The following is a 16273-nucleotide window of genomic DNA, read 5'->3' as shown; positions in this document are numbered from 1 at the left end:
TCCGCTTGGGCGGTGGTGGCCTTCGGGCAATCATGTGGCCATGCACCGGCCGCCGCCCCGCCTCCGCGTCCCCGAGTGGGTCGGCGCCGACGACTCGGTCGTGACCGTCGCGCTCGTGTACCCGATGCAGGGGCCGGCAGGCATCTTCGGTCCCACCTGCGAGGCGTGCGCGCGGCTGGCCGCCGAGGAGGTCAACAAGGCGGGCGGTGTCCTCGGCAGGGAGCTGCGGCTGCTGGAGGTCGACGGCGGCGGCGAGCCGCGGAAGGTGGCGCGGGACGTCGAGGCGCTGGTGGCGACGGGCGCGGTGCAGGGTGTCACCGGCTGGCACATCTCCTCGGTCCGGCAGGCGCTGGCCCCGCGGATCGCGCACCGGGTGCCGTACGTGTACACGGCCCTGTACGAGGGCGGCGAACAGACCGAGGGGGTCTTCATGACCAGCGAGACCCCCGCCTGGCAGCTGCTGCCCGCGATGCGGCTGCTCGCGGAGGCCAGAGGGGTGCGCCGCTGGTTCGTCGTCGGCAACGACTACGTGTGGCCCCGGCGCACCGCCCGGGCCGCCCGCCGCTACGCGCGCGCGTGCCGGGGCCGGGTCTGCGGCGAGGCGTACCTCCCGCTGGGCGCCGAGGACGTCCGTGACGTGCTGCGGCGGATCGAGCGCACGGACGCGGACGCCGTGCTGATGCTGCTGGTCGGCAGCGACGCGGTCCGCTTCAACCGGGCGTTCGCGGCGTCCGGGCTGGACCAGCGCTGTCTGCGGCTGAGCACGCTGATGGACGAGAACATGCTGCTGGCCAGCGGCCCGGAGGCGACCGGCGACCTGTTCAGCACGGCCGGGTTCTTCGCGTCACTGGCGAACCAGGACACCCTCGACTTCCACGGCCAGTACGCCGCCCGGTTCGGCATCGAGGCACCCGCACCGGGCAGCCTCGGCGAATCCTGCTACGAGGGTGTCCTCCTGCTCGCGGCCCTCGTCGAACAGGCCCGCACCCTGGACGTCTGCGCGATCGGTGCCGCCGCCGACGCGGTGTCCTACGAAGGGCCGCGGGGGTTGCTGCGCCTGACCGACCGGCATGTGCGCCAGCGCATCTACCTGGCGGAGGCGGACGGCCTCGACTTCACCGTGCTCGCCCAGCTGCGCGCTCCCCACGAGCTGTGGTGACCGGATCCTCCAGCGCGGCGGCCAGCCGGTCCAGCAGTGCGTGCAGCTGCTCACCGTCGGCCTCGGCGAGCAACGGCCCCGACTGCGCCCATCCGGCCCGCACTTCGCGCGCCAGCTGCTGCCGGCGCCGCACGCCCCGCGGGGTGAGGTGGGCCAGGACGCGCCGCCGGTCGGCGGGGTCGACGCGGCGGTAGACGAGGTTCTGGTCGACGAGCTGGTCGATCAGCTTGGTCAGGCTCGGCGCGGGCAGGAAGGCGTGGTCGGCGAGGGCCGTCATGTGGTGCCCCTGCCCGTCCGAGAGCAGGTCCAGGACCCGCCACGCCTCCACCGAACAGTCGAACTCCTCCAGGACCGACTGCACTCGGCGGGCGGAGAGACGCTCGGCCCGCGTCAGCAGACGGAGCAGTTCCTCAAGCCGCCTCGCCATCGCGCGCTCCTCCGGTCGGATCCTCGGCACCCCGTCACCGGGGTGTCCCGAGCCTACCGTCGGGCACCTCCCGTTTGAAAAGCGGGAAGCGGAAAAAGAGATCCTTTCCCCAGGAAGCATTAATTGCCGTCGTTGAGACGCCGTCAGATACGCCTCGACCAGCGACGGCCCTTTTGTTTGATCGCTGTTTCCACTTCGACTGGAAACTATCCCTCAATTACCCGGAAACACCATGGCAACAGTCTCCTCGCAGGCTGTGGACGCACTTCAGCGACCAGCCCGGACGGCATCCCGGAACGGCTGGGGTTCCGTGCGCCAATGCCACCGCTTCGCCGACGCCACCGCTTCTGAAGCACTCGCCCCACATTCCCTCCCCAGGGTCTTCCGCTCTTTTCGCAACGCCCTTCGGGGCATGGAGGTATTGCATGTCTGGGTTCAGCATCAGCAGACGCGGCCTGCTGGCCGGAGTGTCGGCCGTGGGCGCCTCCGCCGCCCTCAGCGCCTGCGGCGCCAAGACCGGCGACAGCGCCTCGACCGACGGGTCCGGGGCCACCGCGGACACCTCCGGCAGCACGGTCAAGGTGGGGCTGCTGAACTCGCTGTCGGGCACGATGGCCATCAGCGAGGTCACGGTCCACAACGCGCTGCTGCTCGCCGTCAAGGAGATCAACGCCGCCGGCGGCGTGCTGGGCAAGAGGCTCCAGGCCGTCAGCCAGGACGGCGCCTCCGACTGGCCGACGTTCGCCGAGAAGGCGGAGGCCCTGATCACGGACGACAAGGTCGCGGCCACCTTCGGCTGCTGGACCTCGGCCAGCCGCAAGGCCGTCAAGCCGGTCTTCGAGCGGTACAGGTCGCCGCTGTTCTACCCGGTGCAGTACGAGGGCCTGGAGCAGTCCCCGTACATCTTCTACATCGGCGCGACCACCAACCAGCAGATCGTGCCCGCGCTGGACTACCTCAAGAAGCAGGGCCTGACGAAGCTCTACCTGGTCGGCAGCGACTACGTCTTCCCGCGCACCGCCAACAAGATCATCACGGCGTACGCGAAGGCCAACGGCATGCAGGTGGTGGGCGAGGACTACGCGCCGCTGGGCTCCACGGAGTTCAGCACCATCGTCAACAAGGTCAAGGACTCCGGCGCGGACGCGGTGTTCAACACCCTCAACGGCGACAGCAACGTGGCCTTCTTCAAGGAGTACAAGTCCTCGGGGATGACCGCGAAGAGCATGCCGGTGCTGTCGGTCTCCATCGCCGAGGAGGAGGTCAAGAGCATCGGCACCCAGTACCTCCAGGACCAGCTGACCGCGTGGAACTACTACGAGACCACGCCCGGCGCGGCGAACACCACGTTCGTCAAGGCGTACCAGGCCGCCTACGGCAAGGACAAGCCGACCAGCGACCCGATGGAGGCCGCCTACATCTCGGTGTACCTGTGGAAGGAGATGGTCGAGAAGGCCGGCTCCTTCGACGTCGCCAAGATCAAGGCCGCCGCGGACGGCATCGTGCTGGACGCCCCCGAGGGCAAGGTCACCGTCGACGGAGCGACCCAGCACGTCCACAAGACGGCCCGGATCGGCAAGATCGGCGCGGACGGGCTGATCACCGAGGTCTGGAACTCGGGCAAGCCGATCAAGCCGGACCCGTACCTCAAGGGCTACTCCTGGGCCGCCGGTCTGTCCTGACCCGTTCCCCGTCCGGCCCTTCCGGGTGGACCCGGCCCGCTCGCGGGGCCGGGTCCGGTCCCGCGTCCGCACCTCCGTCCCCGACCCGGAGCCGCTCCATGACGGTCATCCTCAACCAGTCCTTCACCGGCATCAGCATCGGTGCCGTCCTCCTGCTCATCGCGCTCGGCCTGACCCTGACCTTCGGTCAGATGGGCGTGATCAACATGGCGCACGGCGAGTTCATCATGACCGGCGCCTACACCACGTACGTCCTCCAGAAGTCCATCAGCGACGCCGGCCTCTCGCTGCTGGTCGCGCTGCCCGTGGCCTTCCTCGTCGCCGGTGCCATGGGGGTCCTGCTGGAGTGGCTGCTCATCCGGCGCCTGTACACCCGGCCGCTGGACACCCTGCTGGTCACCTGGGGCGTGTCCCTGATGCTCCAGCAGCTCGCCCGGGACATCTTCGGCGCCCCCAACGTGCAGACCCACGCCCCGGACCTGCTGACCGGGAACATCTCCGTGGGCGGCGGCATCACCCTTGCCAACAGCCGGCTGTTCATCCTCGCCCTCGCGCTGCTCTGCGTCCTCGCGCTCACGCTGATCCTGCGGCTGACGCCGCTCGGCCGGCGCATCCGGGCCGTGGTGCAGAACCGGGACCTCGCCGAGGTGTCGGGCATCGCCACCGGCCGTGTCGACCGGATGACGTTCTTCATCGGCTCGGGTCTCGCGGGCGTGGCCGGGGTCGCGCTCACCCTGGTCGGCCCGATCGGTCCGACGACGGGCACCAACTACATCGTCGACGCCTTCCTGGTCGTGGTCGTGGGCGGGATCGGTCAGCTCAAGGGCAGCGTGCTCACCGCCTTCGTGCTGGGCGTCCTCCAGTCGGTGCTGGAGTACTCGACCACGGTCAGCGTCGCGAAGGTGATGGTGCTGGTCGCGATCGTCGCCTTCCTCCAGTGGCGCCCCCAGGGCCTGTACACGCTGCGGACCAGGAGCCTGGCATGACCACAACGACCTCACCGGTCCCCACCGCCGTGACCGAGCCGTCCGTGACCCTGCGGGAACGCCTCCGGGTACCCGGCGGCTTCGTCCTCGGCGCCGTGCTCCTCCTCGGCGTCGCCCCGCTGGTCCTGTCCGACTTCCGGCTCTCCCTGCTCGCCAAGTACCTGTGCTACGCGATCGTGGCCGTCGGCGTCAGCCTGGCATGGGGGCGCGGCGGACTGCTGGTGCTCGGCCAGGGCGTCTTCTTCGGCATCGGCGGCTACGCCATGGCGATGCACCTGAAGCTGGCCGACGCCGCCGCCACCGGCCAGACACTGCCCGACTTCATGCAGCTGTACGGCACCGGCGACGCGCTGCCCTGGTGGTGGCAGCCCTTCGCGTACCCGGGTTTCGCGCTCGCCGCGACCGTACTGCTGCCCATGGCGGTCGCCGCGCTGCTCGGGTTCTTCATCTTCCGCCGCCGGGTCAAGGGCGCGTACTTCGCGATCCTCAGCCAGGCGCTGGCCGCCGCCCTCGCCATCTGGCTGGTCGGCCAGCAGGCCACCACCGGCGGCACCAACGGACTCACCGACATCCAGGGCTTCTTCGGCTACGACCTCGACGACCCGGTCAACCAGCGGATGGTGTACGTCGTCATCGCCGTCGTCCTGCTACTGCTGATGGCCGTCGCCCGCCAGCTGTTCGTCAGCCGGTACGGCGAACTCCTCGTCGCCGTACGGGATTCCGAGGAGCGGGTCCGCTTCCTCGGCTACGACCCGGCCAACGTCAAGCTCGTCGCCTACGTCGTGGCGGCGGGCATGGCGGGCCTGGCCGGCGCCCTGTTCGTACCGGCCGTCGGGATCATCTCGCCCGCGCTGATCGGGATCGTGCCGTCCATCGGCTTCGTCATCGGCGCGGCGGTCGGCGGCCGGGCCTCGCTGGTGGGCGCGGTGCTCGGCGCGCTCGTCGTGGCCTGGGCGCAGAGCACGCTCTCCGACGCCTTCCCCGCGGGGTGGACCTACTTCCAGGGGCTGTTGTTCATCGTGGCGGTCGGCTTCCTGCCCGGTGGTCTGGCGTCGCTGTTCGCCGTCGTCCGCGACCGGCGCACCCGCACACCGAAGGGAGAGACAGCATGAACGGCGAGGGACTGACCATCCGCGGCCTGCGCGTCACCTTCGACGGCTTCACCGCCGTCGACGGCGTGGACCTGGACATCCACCCCGGCGACCTGCGGTTCCTCATCGGACCGAACGGCGCCGGGAAGACCACCCTGGTCGACGCGGTCACCGGACTGGCGAAGGCGACCGGCTCGGTCCGCTTCGGGGACCAGGAACTCCTCGGCCGGCCCGTGCACCGCATCGCCCGCCTCGGCATCGGCCGGACGTTCCAGACCGCCACGGTCTTCGAGCAGCTGACCGTCCTCCAGAACCTGGACATCGCCGCCGGCGCCGGGCGCGGACCGCTGACCATGCTCCGGCGCCGCAAGGGCACGCCGGAACCGGTGACGAAGGCGCTGGAGACCACCGGCCTGACCGCGCTGCGCGACCGCCCCGCCGGGGCCCTGGCGCACGGCCAGAAGCAGTGGCTGGAGATCGGCATGCTGCTGGTCCAGGACGTGCGGCTGCTGCTCCTCGACGAGCCCGTCGCCGGCATGAGCCACGACGAGCGGGAGGCCACCGGCGCCCTGCTGCGCCGGGTGAGCGAGGACCACACGGTCGTCGTCATCGAGCACGACATGGACTTCATGCGCTCCTTCGCCCGCAGCGTCAGCGTCCTGCACGCCGGCAAGGTCCTCAGCGAGGGCACGGTCGCCGAGGTCCAGGCCGACCCGAGGGTGCAGGAGGTCTACCTCGGCCGCGCCTCCGAGCCCGAAACCGAGCCCGGGGCGGGGGCCGGGGCCGGCCTCGCTTCCGTTCCCGTCGCCGAGGAGGCGTGACGCCCATGCTGGAGATCACCACCGTCCGGGCCGGCTACGACCGCACCACCGTGCTGCACGAGGTGACCGTCTCGGTCCCGAAGGACGGCGTCGCGGCCGTCCTCGGTCACAACGGCGCCGGCAAGAGCACCCTGCTGCGGGCCGCCATGGGCCTGCTCAGGCCGACCGCCGGGAGCGTGCTGCTGGACGGCGAGGACATCACCCGCCTCGCCCCGCACCAGCGGGTGGCCCGCGGGATGGCGTACGTGCCGCAGGGCCAGCAGTCCTTCCCGCACCTGACCGCCGCCGAGAACCTCCAGCTCGTCGCCGACGGCCGTCCCGACGGCAAGGAGGCCGTCGCCGAGGCGCTGACGCTGTTCCCCGTCCTGCGGGAGCTGTCCGGCCGCCGCGCCGGTCTGCTCTCCGGCGGCCAGCGCCAGCAGCTCGCCATCGCCCGCGCGCTGATCACCCGCCCCCGGCTCCTCCTTCTCGACGAGCCGACCGAGGGGATCCAGCCCTCCGTCGTCGCCGAGATCGAGGAGACGATCCTCGCGCTCACCCGGCGCGGGGGCCTGTCCGTCCTGCTCGTCGAACAGCACGTGGGCTTCGCCATGCGGGCCGCCCAGCGGTACTACGTGCTGGAAGCGGGCCGGGTGACCTCCTCGGGCGAGGGCGGGGCACAGGCCGAGGGGACGGTCCGGGCGGCCCTCAGCGTGTGAGGAGCCGCGTTTCGCCTCCCGGGCCAGGGGAAGTCGATATGCCCGTTCTGTTCCGGCATCGCGAAGGAGTGGTCATGAGCAGTCCCGAACCCGGACGCGAGCCTGATTCCCCGCTGGAGCGGGAGACCGGTGAACGCGATGTCCACCCCGAGGAGGAAGGACACCCGCAGCCGGACCCGTCCGGCGACAGCGAGGTCACGGACGCGCGGGAGGAGTGGGAGGAGACCGACCAAGGCACCGGATGACCTCGGCGGACGCTCACCGGCCGATCCCTCGTCCGCGGACGCTCGCCGGCCGGTCCTCAGCCGCCGGTCGGCGGCACGGGTGGCTCGACGGGTGGCTCATGAGCCGGTCTCCGGCCGCGGGTGCCCGACAGCCGGTCTCCGGCCGCGGGTGCCCGACAGCCGGGCTTCGGCCGCCGGTGCTCGGCGGCCGCCCCTCGGCCCGGGCTTGACACCGGTGCTCTCATCAGCCGGTCTCAGCCACCGGTCCTCGACAGCCGGTGGTGCCTCAGTCGGTCCTCGGCGCCGGTGCTCGTCAGCCGCCCTCGGCCGCCAGTCCCGGCGCCGGGCCTCGCCGTCGATCCTCGTCGGCCGGTCCTCAGCCACCGGTCCCGGTACCGGAGCTCATGAGCCGGTCTCCGGCCGCGGGTACCCGTCAGCCGGGCCTCGGCCGCCCTCGGCCGCCAGTCCCGGCGCCGGCGCTCGGCCGGCGGTCCTCGGCGCCGGTGCTCGTCAGCCGGTTCTCACCCCGTGAGGGGGTTGGGCAGGGACCGGTAGCGGGCGTCGGCGCCGTCCGCGCCGGTCCAGCGCAGCAGCAGGTTCGTCTTGCCGGGGAGGGTGGGCGAGGCGAGCAGGGCGGCGATCTCGGGGAGGTCGTGCCGGGACAGCTCGCGGCGGACGGCGGGCCAGGGGTCGAGGCCCGGGTGGCGTTCGGCCAGGGCCGCTCCGACCTCGATCAGGTGGTTGACGACCAGGCAGTACACGAGCCGTTCCCAGCCGGCCTCGCGGGACACCTCCGGCAGCAGCTTCACGCCCTCGGCGTCCCGGAACAGCGCCTGCACGGGTGTGCCGGCGGCGTCGACCGCGACCAGCGTGTTCTGGAGGTGTGCTTCGAGGACGACGCCGTGGTCGGCGAAGGCCGCGAGCGCGGGCGGCACCACCTGGGCCAGGTAGGCCGCCCACCAGCCCGCCGGATCGGCGGTGCCGTCGAGGGGGCTGCCGTCGAAGCCCTCGACCAGCCCGGCGGCGAGCAGCGGGGTCGCGCCGGGCACCAGCCGGTCGCGCAGCCCCTCGCGGACCAGGACGGCGAGTTCCTCGAAGGCGAAGTCCGCGGTGCGGTAGCCGGTGTCGCTCAGCCAGTGCGCCGGACCGTCGACCGCCGTGAGGGCCCGGCGGGCCGCCGCGTCCGTCCGGTGTAGTCGGTCCAGGTCGTGGCGCCACAGCCGACGGATGTCGTTGGTGATGCGCACGTCGAGGCTGAACTTCAGGAAGAGGTCACGGGTGGGCGCGTACAGCGTGCGGACCGCGGCCGTCGGCCAGGCCTCGAAGTCCGTCGCGCCGAGCCGGATCAGGCGTCCGTCGGTGAAGGCCGGGGCGAGATCGCGGGCGGTCAGGTCGAGCTGCCAGGGATGGGCGGGCAGCAGGCGGTAGCCGGGCGGGGCCGCGCCGAGCGCGTCGAGGGCCGAGGTGTCGCCCTCCTCGACGACCGCGTCCTCGCGCACTCCGAGCAGCGTCAGCGGGAAGCGGGCGTACGCCTCGGGCGCGTAGGGCAGCCAGCCGGCGACCGGCCCGCCGCCGCGGGCCTTGGGGGCCGGGTGGTGGGGATGGCCCGTGATCAGGGACTGCTCGGAGCGCAGATACGGGTCGTCGGGCGGTGTCGCCCGGGCCCGGGCGGCGAGCAGCGCGGCGACCGCGTCCCGGCTGTCGATCATCTCCGGGGGCAGGTCGGGGTTGGACAGCCCGGTGTGCCGGACCAGTTCCTCGGCGACGAGTTTGACGAGTTCGGGGTGGCCGACGGGCCGCCAGCCGCCGTCCGTGTACACCTCGGGCCCGGCGGGTCGCCGCGCGCCGCGCACCCGCAGCAGTCTGCCCCCGGGCAGCCGGTACACCCGGTGTCCGGCGGGTCCGGCGGGTCCGGCGGGTCCGGCGGGGTACGGAACGGGCTCGGCCACCTCCCTCAGCAGGCAGTTGAGGAGGGGCGCCGCCGCGTAGGCGTCGGCGCGGGCCGCGATGTCGGCGCGGGGGGCGGCGTCATCGGCGGCGGTCGGGGGGAAGGGATCCACGCGTTCCATTCGTTCTCTGCGGTCCGTTCGGGCGGAGACGATCAGTATGTCTGTAGTCACCACCTGTCGTGACACCCCATCCGTACCCGAGGAGCCCGACCGTGCACCGTCCCCCCACCGCCGAGGCCGAGGTCGCCGAGGAACTGGCCGCCGTACGCCCCGGACTCGTGCCGCGCTACTCGGCCGAACTGCCCGGTGCCCGCGCCGCCGTCCTGACCCGCCTGTGGCGTGCGCTGACCCATGAGCCGTTCCCATGGCTCACGGACCGCACGGCCGGCCCGGACGAGGTCACCCTGCGCCTGGCGGACGGCCGGCGGCTGCGCGGTCCGCGTCCGGACCCGTACGCCACGACCGCGTACGTCACCGCCGTACGGCTCGACGACGTGTCGTACGACGATCCGGCCCGGCTGATGACCGACCTCGTCGTACCGCACGCCACGGACTTCGCCGCCGAACTCGGGCACAGTGTCGCCTCGTTGGCGCTCTCCCGGGCCGGGCAGGACCAGCCGCGCCCGACGGGGTGGCCGCGCGAGGACTGGGAGTGGGAGCAGCGGGTGGTCGACGGGCACCCGTACCACCCGGGCTGCCGTGCCCGGCCCGGCTTCTCGGTGGCCGAGCAGCTCGCCTACGGGCCCGAGCACCGGCCGCTGGTGCGGCTGGGGCTGCTGCCGGTCACGGCGGGCGAGTGCCTGGTGACGGGCGTCTGGCCGGACGAACTGCTCGACGGGGGGAGGCTGTTGCTGCCGGTGCATCCGTGGCAGGCGGAGCACGTGCTCAAGCGGACGTGCGACACCGGTCTCGACGCGCGCCCGCTGATGTCCCTGCGCACCCTGGCGGTCCCCGACGGCGGTCCGCACGTCAAGACCGCGCTGAGCGCCCGGCTCACCTCGTCGGTGCGGGACATCTCCGGGTACTCGATCCGGTTGTCCGCGACCCTGTCGGAGTTCGCCCGGACGCTGGCCGCCCGCCTGGACGGTCTGCTGCACGTCACCCGCACCCTGGGCGCGGCCACCGCCCACTCCCCCGATCTGGCCGCGGTGTTGCGGGAGTCGCCGCAGGCACACGTCACACCGGGCAGCGGTGAACGCGTGGTGCCGGTGGCCGCCCTGCCCGCCACCGGGCTGCCCGACTCCCCCGCCTGGCTCGCCGAGTTCGCCCGGCTCGCCCTCACCGTGGGCCTGCGGCTGCTGGATCTGGGCGTGGCCCTGGAGGCGCACGGCCAGAACCTGCTCGTCGTGCTGTCCCCGGCCGGCGCTCCCCTGCGCCTGGTCTACCGGGACCTCGCCGACATCCGGGTGAGCCCGGCCCGGCTGGCCCGGCACGGCATCCCGGTGCCGGAGCTGACCGGCCGGATCGTCACGGACGACGAAACCACCTTGCGGCGCAAGCTGTTCGGGTCGCTGGTGGCGGGGGCGCTCGCCGGCACGGCGGGTTCGGCGGCGGCGCTGGGCGGGGCGCTGGAGAGCGCCGTACGGGAGCTGCCGCGCACGCCCGATCTCACCGCGCTGCGTGAACAGCCCCTGCCGGCCAAGGCGTTGACGTTGATGCGGCTGTCGCCGGGGACGCCGGGCGACCAGTGGACCGCGCTGCCCAACCCCCTGCGCTGAACGGCCGTTTTGGAGCGCGGCACCGCTGATCAATAGGATCCGCCGATGATCACACGTAAACGGCCGGCGGCGGGAGTGTGCGCCCTGCTCGCCGCCCTGACGGCCGGGCTGGTCTTCCCGGCCGCGGCTCTCGCCGGTGAACCCACCGGCGAGAGCGCGCCCAAGGTCGACCTCGTCCTCGACGTGAGCGGTTCCATGCGGGCCCGGGACATCGACGGCGGCACCCGGATGGCGGCGGCGAAGCAGGCCTTCAACGAGGTGCTGGACGCGACGCCCGAGGAGGTCCAGCTCGGCATCCGGACGCTGGGCGCCGACTACGCGGGCGACGACCAGAAGACGGGCTGCAAGGACACCGCGCAGCTCTACCCGGTCGGCCCGCTGGACCGCACCGAGGCGAAGACGGCGGTGGCGACCCTCTCCCCCACCGGCTGGACCCCGATCGGCCCGGCGCTGCTGGCGGCGGCCGACGACCTCGACGGCGGCACCGGCTCCAAGCGGATCGTGCTGATCAGCGACGGCGAGGACACCTGCGCCCCGCTGGATCCGTGCGAGGTGGCCCGCGAGATCGCCGCGAAGGGCATCGGCCTGACCGTCGACACCCTCGGCCTGGTCCCCAACACCAAGATGCGGCAGCAGCTCAGCTGCATCGCTGAGGCCACCGGCGGCACCTACACGTCGGTGGAGCACACCGACGAACTCACCGACAAGGTCAACCAGTTGGTGGACCGGGCGGCCGATCCGGTGGTGACACCGGTCGCGGTGGAAGGGGCCACCGCGTGCGCCTCGGCGCCGGCCGTGAAGTCCGGTCTGTACACCGACCGCGAGGAGTTCGGGCGGCAGCGCTGGTACCGGGTGGACGTGGAACCCGGCCAGGAGCTGCGCGCCTCGGTGAGCGTGGGCGCCGACCGGGCCGTGAACCCGTCCTACGGGGTGCTGCTGCGGGCGGTCACGACGCGCGGCCGGGAGATCGTGCGCGGCGAGGCGGCGGGCGACGGCCGGACGGACGTGGTCTCGACGGGGCTGCGGTACCCGAAGGCGGAGGGTGACGACGACGCTGCCGCCGCCGAGACCGTGTGCCTCCAGGTCACCCACTCCTTCTCGGCGGCCTCCGGGGTGAAGACCACACCCGGTCTGCCGCTGGAGCTGACCGTCGACGTCGTGGACGGGCCGTCGCCCGCGAGCGACGTGGCCTCCTTCGGCCTCGGTCGCGGCTGGTGGCTGCTGGGCGCGCTGATCCTCACCGGCTTCCTCGCCGGTCTCGTCTGGGGCTGGCTGTCGCGCTGGCGGCTCGCGGTCTGGAGGACCAACTGATGCGGATCACTCGCGTGTTGAGCGCGTCCCTGCTGATGCTCGGGCTGGCCGTCGCCCCGGCGGCGGCCGACGCGTCGCCGTCCCCCTCTGCGGACGGCGACGCGCCCACCGCCGCCGGCACCTCGTTCCGCACGGCCACCGAGATCGAGCAGGGCCGGACGGCCACGGCGAAGGGGTCCGCGGGCGACTACCTGTACTGGGCGTTCCCGGCGGACGCGGGACAGCGTCCCACCGTCGAGGCGACGGTGAAGCTGCCCGCGACGCACGCCGTCGAGACCTGGCAGCTCGACGTGTACGACGGGCTGCGCCGGCGCCAGGCGTGCCAGTACGGCGCGCAGACCCGCACCGCCGCGGCGGGCGCCGCCTCGGTGCGGCTGGCGTGCACGCTGCGCACGGTCCGCGCCTGGTCGGAGCAGTGGGCGAACGACCCGCTGCCCGGGACGTACTACGTCCGGCTGACCGCCGTCGGGCTCACCACCGCCGACCTGGGCCTTCCGGTCGACGCGCAGGTGCGGGTCGGCTCCGAGGACATCGGCGGTTCGGCCGCGGTGGACGGCTCGCTGGCCGAGCCGCTGGTCCCGGGCGTCGCGGTCACCTCGGAGGCGGAGGAGGACGGTGCGTCCGACACCGCCGTGCTGTCCGGCGTCGACCCCGACGACGGCTGGTCCTCCGGCTGGTGGTCCGACCGGTGGGTGTGGACCGCGGTGGGCGGTGTGCTGGCCGCGCTCGCCGGTGTCGGCGGGTACACGCTGACCCGCGGGTCGGGGCGGCCCGCACGGGTGCCGCCGGGAGCGTGACATGACGGCAGGAGGCCCGCCGCGAGCGGGCCTCCTGCCGTTTCACGCTTGCGTGGACGTCACTCCCGTGGAGTTCACGCCTCCCGACGCCTCACGCCTCCCCAGCGCCACGCCTCCGCGAGCCTCACGCCTCCCTGAGCGCCTTCGCCGGCGCGCCGTCACCCGTCACCTCGACCAGCCCGGTCCGCACCGCCTCCAGGACGCTCAGCTCGCCCCGCCCGATCGCCGTGCAGGTGCCGGTGTCCAGGACCAGCCGGGCGTCCGGCTCCCGGGGGGCGGGCCCGTCGCCGTACACAGGCCCCTCCTCTGCGCCCACGTACAGATGGAAGTTCCCCTCCTCCAGCCGTACGTCGACGAGGCCCTCGCCCTCCAGGGAGCGCAGCAGCGGCAGCGCGAACCAGTGCGCGCGGACGGCGTCGGTGGGCCGCCGCTCGCCCAGCCGGGCCTGCCCCCAGTGCCCCAGGGCCTGGAGCACGGGCAGCAACTGCCCACCGCGCGCCGTGAGTTCGTACACGTACGCCGCGCCGGGCGGCGGCAGCCGGCGCCGGGTCGTCAGGCCGTCGCGCTCCATGTCCTTCAGCCGCGAGGCGAGTACGTCCGTGCTGACACCCGGCAGGTCGGCGTGCAGGTCGGTGTAGCGGCGCGGACCGCCCAGCAACTCCCGGACGATCAGGAGCGTCCAGCGGTCGCCGACCACGTCGAGCGCCCGGGCGGCGGAACAGTACTGGTCGTAGCTTCGGCGAGGTGACATGCGACGCAGTCTAGACAATGTGTTGGACTTTCCAAGCTCACACTTGGTAAAACCAAGCATCACACGAACCGGAGGGGCGTAAGCGCATGGAGTTCCGGCAGTCGAACAAGCTGAGCGAGGTCTGTTACGAGATCCGCGGCCCGGTGATCGAGCAGGCCGACGCGCTGGAGGAGGCGGGGCACAGCGTGCTCCGGCTGAACACCGGCAACCCCGCCCTGTTCGGCTTCGAGGCGCCGGAGGAGATCCTCCAGGACATGATCCGGATGCTGCCGCGGGCACACGGCTACACCGACTCGCGCGGCGTCCTCTCCGCCCGCCGGGCCGTCGCCCAGCGCTACCAGACCCTCGGCCTGGAGGTCGACGTCGACGACGTCTTCCTCGGCAACGGCGTCTCCGAGCTGGTGTCGATGGCCGTCCAGGCGCTCATCGAGGACGGCGACGAAATCCTCATCCCCGCTCCGGACTTCCCCCTGTGGACGGCGGTGACGACGCTCGCGGGCGGGAAGGCCGTCCACTACCTGTGCGACGAACAGGCCGGCTGGTACCCGGACCTGGACGACATGGCGGCGAAGATCACCGACCGCACCAAGGCCGTCGTCATCATCAACCCCAACAACCCCACCGGCGCGGTCTACCCGAAGGAGATCGTCGAGGGCATCCTCGACCTCGCCCGCCGGCACGGCCTGATGGTGCTCGCCGACGAGATCTACGACCAGATCCTGTACGACGACGCCGTCCACCACTCGGCCGCCGCCCTCGCCCCCGACCTGGTGGTCCTGACCTTCTGCGGCCTGTCGAAGACCTACCGGGTGGCGGGCTTCCGCTCGGGCTGGCTGGTGATCACCGGCCCCAGGCAGCACGCGCGGAACTACCTGGAGGGCCTGACCATGCTGGCCTCCATGCGGCTGTGCGCCAACGCGCCGGCCCAGTACGCCATCCAAGCCGCGCTCGGCGGCCGCCAGTCCATCCGCGAGCTGACGGCTCCCGGCGGGCGCCTGCACGAACAGCGCACCGTGGCCTGGGAGAAGCTCAACGAGATCCCCGGCGTGTCGTGCGTGAAGCCGAAGGGCGCGCTGTACGCCTTCCCCCGCCTCGACCCCAAGGTGCACAGGATCCACGACGACGAGAAGTTCGTCCTGGACCTGTTGCTGCGGGAGAAGATCCAGGTCGTCCAGGGCACGGGCTTCAACTGGCCGACGCCGGACCACTTCCGCATCCTCACCCTCCCGCACGCGGACGACCTGGAGGCGGCGATCGGCCGGATCGGACGGTTCCTGAGCGGCTATCGGCAGTAGCGGTCTCCTAACCTGGGCCGCATGAGTGATCTCTTTCTTGTACGGCACGGTGAGACCGAGTGGTCGCGATCGGGGCGGCACACCGGACTGACGGACGTCCCGCTGACCGAGCGCGGCCGTGCCGAGGCACGCCGGCTGGTGCCGCTGATCCGTTCGCACCGGATCGGGGCCGCGTTCGTCAGCCCGTCGCAGCGGGCCCGCGAGACGGCCGAGCTGATCGGACTGCACGACGTGCGGGTGGACGCGGACCTGCACGAGTGGGACTACGGCGGCTACGAGGGCATCACCACCGTCGAGATCCAACGCACCCGGCCGGACTGGTTCCTGTTCACGGACGGGGTGACGCCCGGCCCGCCGGACCACCCCGGGGAGACCCCGGAGCAGGTCGGGGAGCGCGCCGACCGTGTGCTGGCCAAGGTGGACGCCGCGTTCGCCAACACCGAGGGCTGTGTGGTCCTGGTGGCGCACGGCCACTTCCTGCGCGTCCTCACGGCCCGCCGGCTCGGTCTGCCGCCGTCGGGCGGCGCGCTGTTCCAGCTGGCGACGGGCGCGCTGAGCCGGCTGGGCACGGAGCACGGGCGGCCGGTGATCGCCGGGTGGAATGTCAGACCTCCGTCGTAATCTCGGACGTACTGGCGGAGGGGTTCTGGACCCGGGGTTCTGGACTCGGGGTCCGGGCGAGGGGTCCGGGCGAAGGCTCCGGCGTCCTCCGCGCACCGGGAAGGAGCACGCCGTGACCCGACCGCCGACCGCCGCGCAGCGGCGTGTCATCGACGCCGCCGATCCCGTCACCGGGCGGCTCAGGGCAACGGACGCGCAGCTCGCGGCGCTGGTCAAGCGGGGGCTCGCCTTCCGGCATCCGCGACCGCCGCACGACCACTTCCTGACCCCGGCCGGGCACCGGATGCGCGAGGAGGTCGCACCGGCGCCCGAGGCGCCCGTGGAGAGCACCGGGTCCGGGGTGTTCGCCGCGCGGGTGGGCGGTGAACCGGACGCCCCCGAGGCCGGCCCATCCCGGACGCGCGAGGTGCACAGTGCCTGGCAGGGGATGCTGGAGCTGCGCCGGATGACCAATTCCGACGGTGCCACGGACCGGCCGTGCGGCTGGGAGCGTACGCATCTGGTGCAGGCCGCCGCGCTCGCCCTGGAGGCCGCCGGACACCGCCCGGCGGGGCGGAACGGCACCGACGGGTACCGGGTGCGCGCGACCCCGCAGCCGGAGGCCGTCGCCGTGCACGCGGCGGACACCGAGCGGCTGCGGGCCTGCGCGGCCACGCTGGAGCAGGCGGGCTGGCAGGCGGGGGAGCACACGGAGCCGCGGACGAGAGCCCGCTATCTGCTGGCGTCCCCCCGTCGCAGATGAT

The 16273-nt window shown here is 72.7% G+C and carries 16 protein-coding genes; 13 read left to right on the top strand and 3 right to left on the bottom strand.

Features of this window, described 5'->3' with window-relative positions:
* The first annotated feature begins 40 nt into the window (after positions 1–40).
* Complete coding sequence (locus QQS16_RS31860) at positions 41–1159, top strand: substrate-binding domain-containing protein (protein ID WP_286065511.1); 1119 nt, start codon at positions 41–43, stop codon at positions 1157–1159.
* On the opposite strand, the gene QQS16_RS31855 is transcribed toward QQS16_RS31860, so the two are convergent.
* Positions 1116–1586, bottom strand: a complete 471-nt coding sequence (locus tag QQS16_RS31855) for a MarR family winged helix-turn-helix transcriptional regulator (protein ID WP_286065510.1) — start codon at positions 1584–1586, stop codon at positions 1116–1118. The two genes, QQS16_RS31860 and QQS16_RS31855, sit on opposite strands and share 44 nt — an antisense overlap.
* A 425-nt stretch (positions 1587–2011) precedes the next feature.
* Between QQS16_RS31855 and urtA the strand changes: the two genes are divergently transcribed.
* From urtA to QQS16_RS31825, 6 genes are all read left to right on the top strand, one after another.
* Complete coding sequence (gene urtA, locus QQS16_RS31850; protein ID WP_286065509.1) at positions 2012–3268, top strand: urea ABC transporter substrate-binding protein; 1257 nt, start codon at positions 2012–2014, stop codon at positions 3266–3268.
* 98 nt (positions 3269–3366) lie between these two features.
* The gene (urtB, locus tag QQS16_RS31845) at positions 3367–4254 is read left to right on the top strand and encodes an urea ABC transporter permease subunit UrtB (protein WP_286065508.1); all 888 of its coding nucleotides are present in this window, start codon (positions 3367–3369) and stop codon (positions 4252–4254) included.
* Positions 4251–5366 (top strand): urea ABC transporter permease subunit UrtC, encoded by a 1116-nt coding sequence (gene urtC, locus QQS16_RS31840; RefSeq protein ID WP_286065507.1) that lies wholly within the window; start codon positions 4251–4253, stop codon positions 5364–5366. The genes urtB and urtC overlap by 4 nt, the downstream gene beginning before the upstream one ends.
* Complete coding sequence (gene urtD / locus QQS16_RS31835) at positions 5363–6166, top strand: urea ABC transporter ATP-binding protein UrtD (protein ID WP_286065506.1); 804 nt, start codon at positions 5363–5365, stop codon at positions 6164–6166. Before urtC ends, urtD begins: the two co-directional genes overlap by 4 nt.
* 5 nt (positions 6167–6171) lie before the next feature.
* Positions 6172–6864, top strand: coding sequence for an urea ABC transporter ATP-binding subunit UrtE (gene urtE / locus QQS16_RS31830; RefSeq protein WP_286065505.1), 693 nt, complete (start codon positions 6172–6174; stop codon positions 6862–6864).
* 74 nt (positions 6865–6938) lie between these two features.
* Complete coding sequence (locus QQS16_RS31825; protein ID WP_286065504.1) at positions 6939–7109, top strand: hypothetical protein; 171 nt, start codon at positions 6939–6941, stop codon at positions 7107–7109.
* Between the two features lie 500 nt (positions 7110–7609).
* Here QQS16_RS31825 and QQS16_RS31820 read toward each other — a convergent pair whose 3' ends face one another.
* The gene (locus QQS16_RS31820; RefSeq protein ID WP_286065503.1) at positions 7610–9157 is read right to left on the bottom strand and encodes an IucA/IucC family protein; all 1548 of its coding nucleotides are present in this window, start codon (positions 9155–9157) and stop codon (positions 7610–7612) included.
* Between the two features lie 92 nt (positions 9158–9249).
* Here QQS16_RS31820 and QQS16_RS31815 point away from each other — a divergent pair, with 92 nt between their 5' ends.
* The 3 genes from QQS16_RS31815 to QQS16_RS31805 are packed head-to-tail and all read left to right on the top strand — an operon-like array spanning position 9250 to position 12863.
* Positions 9250–10755: an IucA/IucC family protein gene (locus QQS16_RS31815; protein ID WP_286065502.1), complete on the top strand. Its 1506-nt coding sequence runs from the start codon at positions 9250–9252 to the stop codon at positions 10753–10755.
* A gap of 45 nt (positions 10756–10800) precedes the next feature.
* Complete coding sequence (locus QQS16_RS31810) at positions 10801–12066, top strand: VWA domain-containing protein (protein ID WP_286065501.1); 1266 nt, start codon at positions 10801–10803, stop codon at positions 12064–12066.
* Positions 12066–12863 (top strand): hypothetical protein, encoded by a 798-nt coding sequence (locus tag QQS16_RS31805; protein WP_286065500.1) that lies wholly within the window; start codon positions 12066–12068, stop codon positions 12861–12863. Before QQS16_RS31810 ends, QQS16_RS31805 begins: the two co-directional genes overlap by 1 nt.
* Before the next feature lie 124 nt (positions 12864–12987).
* Here QQS16_RS31805 and QQS16_RS31800 read toward each other — a convergent pair whose 3' ends face one another.
* Positions 12988–13614, bottom strand: a complete 627-nt coding sequence (locus tag QQS16_RS31800) for a winged helix-turn-helix transcriptional regulator (RefSeq protein ID WP_286065499.1) — start codon at positions 13612–13614, stop codon at positions 12988–12990.
* A gap of 86 nt (positions 13615–13700) precedes the next feature.
* Between QQS16_RS31800 and QQS16_RS31795 the strand changes: the two genes are divergently transcribed.
* The 3 genes from QQS16_RS31795 (at position 13701) to QQS16_RS31785 (ending at position 16272) form a co-directional block, all read left to right on the top strand.
* The gene (locus QQS16_RS31795; protein ID WP_286065498.1) at positions 13701–14909 is read left to right on the top strand and encodes a pyridoxal phosphate-dependent aminotransferase; all 1209 of its coding nucleotides are present in this window, start codon (positions 13701–13703) and stop codon (positions 14907–14909) included.
* A gap of 21 nt (positions 14910–14930) precedes the next feature.
* Entirely contained in the window at positions 14931–15530 is a 600-nt protein-coding gene (locus QQS16_RS31790) for a histidine phosphatase family protein (protein WP_286065497.1), read from the top strand.
* Positions 15531–15642: 112 nt separating this feature from the next.
* A complete protein-coding gene (locus QQS16_RS31785) occupies positions 15643–16272 on the top strand; it encodes a hypothetical protein (protein ID WP_286065496.1) in 630 nt (209 codons plus the stop codon).
* Position 16273: the final 1 nt, after the last annotated feature.

It is taken from the genome of Streptomyces sp. ALI-76-A (assembly GCF_030287445.1).
Taxonomy (GTDB): Bacteria; Actinomycetota; Actinomycetes; order Streptomycetales; family Streptomycetaceae; genus Streptomyces.
This window is presented reverse-complemented; position numbering and strand designations above follow the sequence as displayed.

What these genes read in the sequence shown, in the direction of transcription:
- QQS16_RS31805 (WP_286065500.1), top strand. Translation starts at nt 12,066, where the DNA reads ATGCGGATCACTCGCGTGTTGAGCGCGTCCCTGCTGATGCTCGGGCTG.
- urtC (WP_286065507.1), top strand. Translation starts at nt 4,251, where the DNA reads ATGACCACAACGACCTCACCGGTCCCCACCGCCGTGACCGAGCCGTCC.
- QQS16_RS31855 (WP_286065510.1), bottom strand. Translation starts at nt 1,586, where the DNA reads ATGGCGAGGCGGCTTGAGGAACTGCTCCGTCTGCTGACGCGGGCCGAG.
- QQS16_RS31825 (WP_286065504.1), top strand. Translation starts at nt 6,939, where the DNA reads ATGAGCAGTCCCGAACCCGGACGCGAGCCTGATTCCCCGCTGGAGCGG.
- urtA (WP_286065509.1), top strand. Translation starts at nt 2,012, where the DNA reads ATGTCTGGGTTCAGCATCAGCAGACGCGGCCTGCTGGCCGGAGTGTCG.
- QQS16_RS31800 (WP_286065499.1), bottom strand. Translation starts at nt 13,614, where the DNA reads ATGTCACCTCGCCGAAGCTACGACCAGTACTGTTCCGCCGCCCGGGCG.
- QQS16_RS31860 (WP_286065511.1), top strand. Translation starts at nt 41, where the DNA reads ATGCACCGGCCGCCGCCCCGCCTCCGCGTCCCCGAGTGGGTCGGCGCC.
- urtD (WP_286065506.1), top strand. Translation starts at nt 5,363, where the DNA reads ATGAACGGCGAGGGACTGACCATCCGCGGCCTGCGCGTCACCTTCGAC.
- QQS16_RS31820 (WP_286065503.1), bottom strand. Translation starts at nt 9,157, where the DNA reads ATGGAACGCGTGGATCCCTTCCCCCCGACCGCCGCCGATGACGCCGCC.
- urtB (WP_286065508.1), top strand. Translation starts at nt 3,367, where the DNA reads ATGACGGTCATCCTCAACCAGTCCTTCACCGGCATCAGCATCGGTGCC.
- urtE (WP_286065505.1), top strand. Translation starts at nt 6,172, where the DNA reads ATGCTGGAGATCACCACCGTCCGGGCCGGCTACGACCGCACCACCGTG.
- QQS16_RS31790 (WP_286065497.1), top strand. Translation starts at nt 14,931, where the DNA reads ATGAGTGATCTCTTTCTTGTACGGCACGGTGAGACCGAGTGGTCGCGA.
- QQS16_RS31810 (WP_286065501.1), top strand. Translation starts at nt 10,801, where the DNA reads ATGATCACACGTAAACGGCCGGCGGCGGGAGTGTGCGCCCTGCTCGCC.
- QQS16_RS31795 (WP_286065498.1), top strand. Translation starts at nt 13,701, where the DNA reads ATGGAGTTCCGGCAGTCGAACAAGCTGAGCGAGGTCTGTTACGAGATC.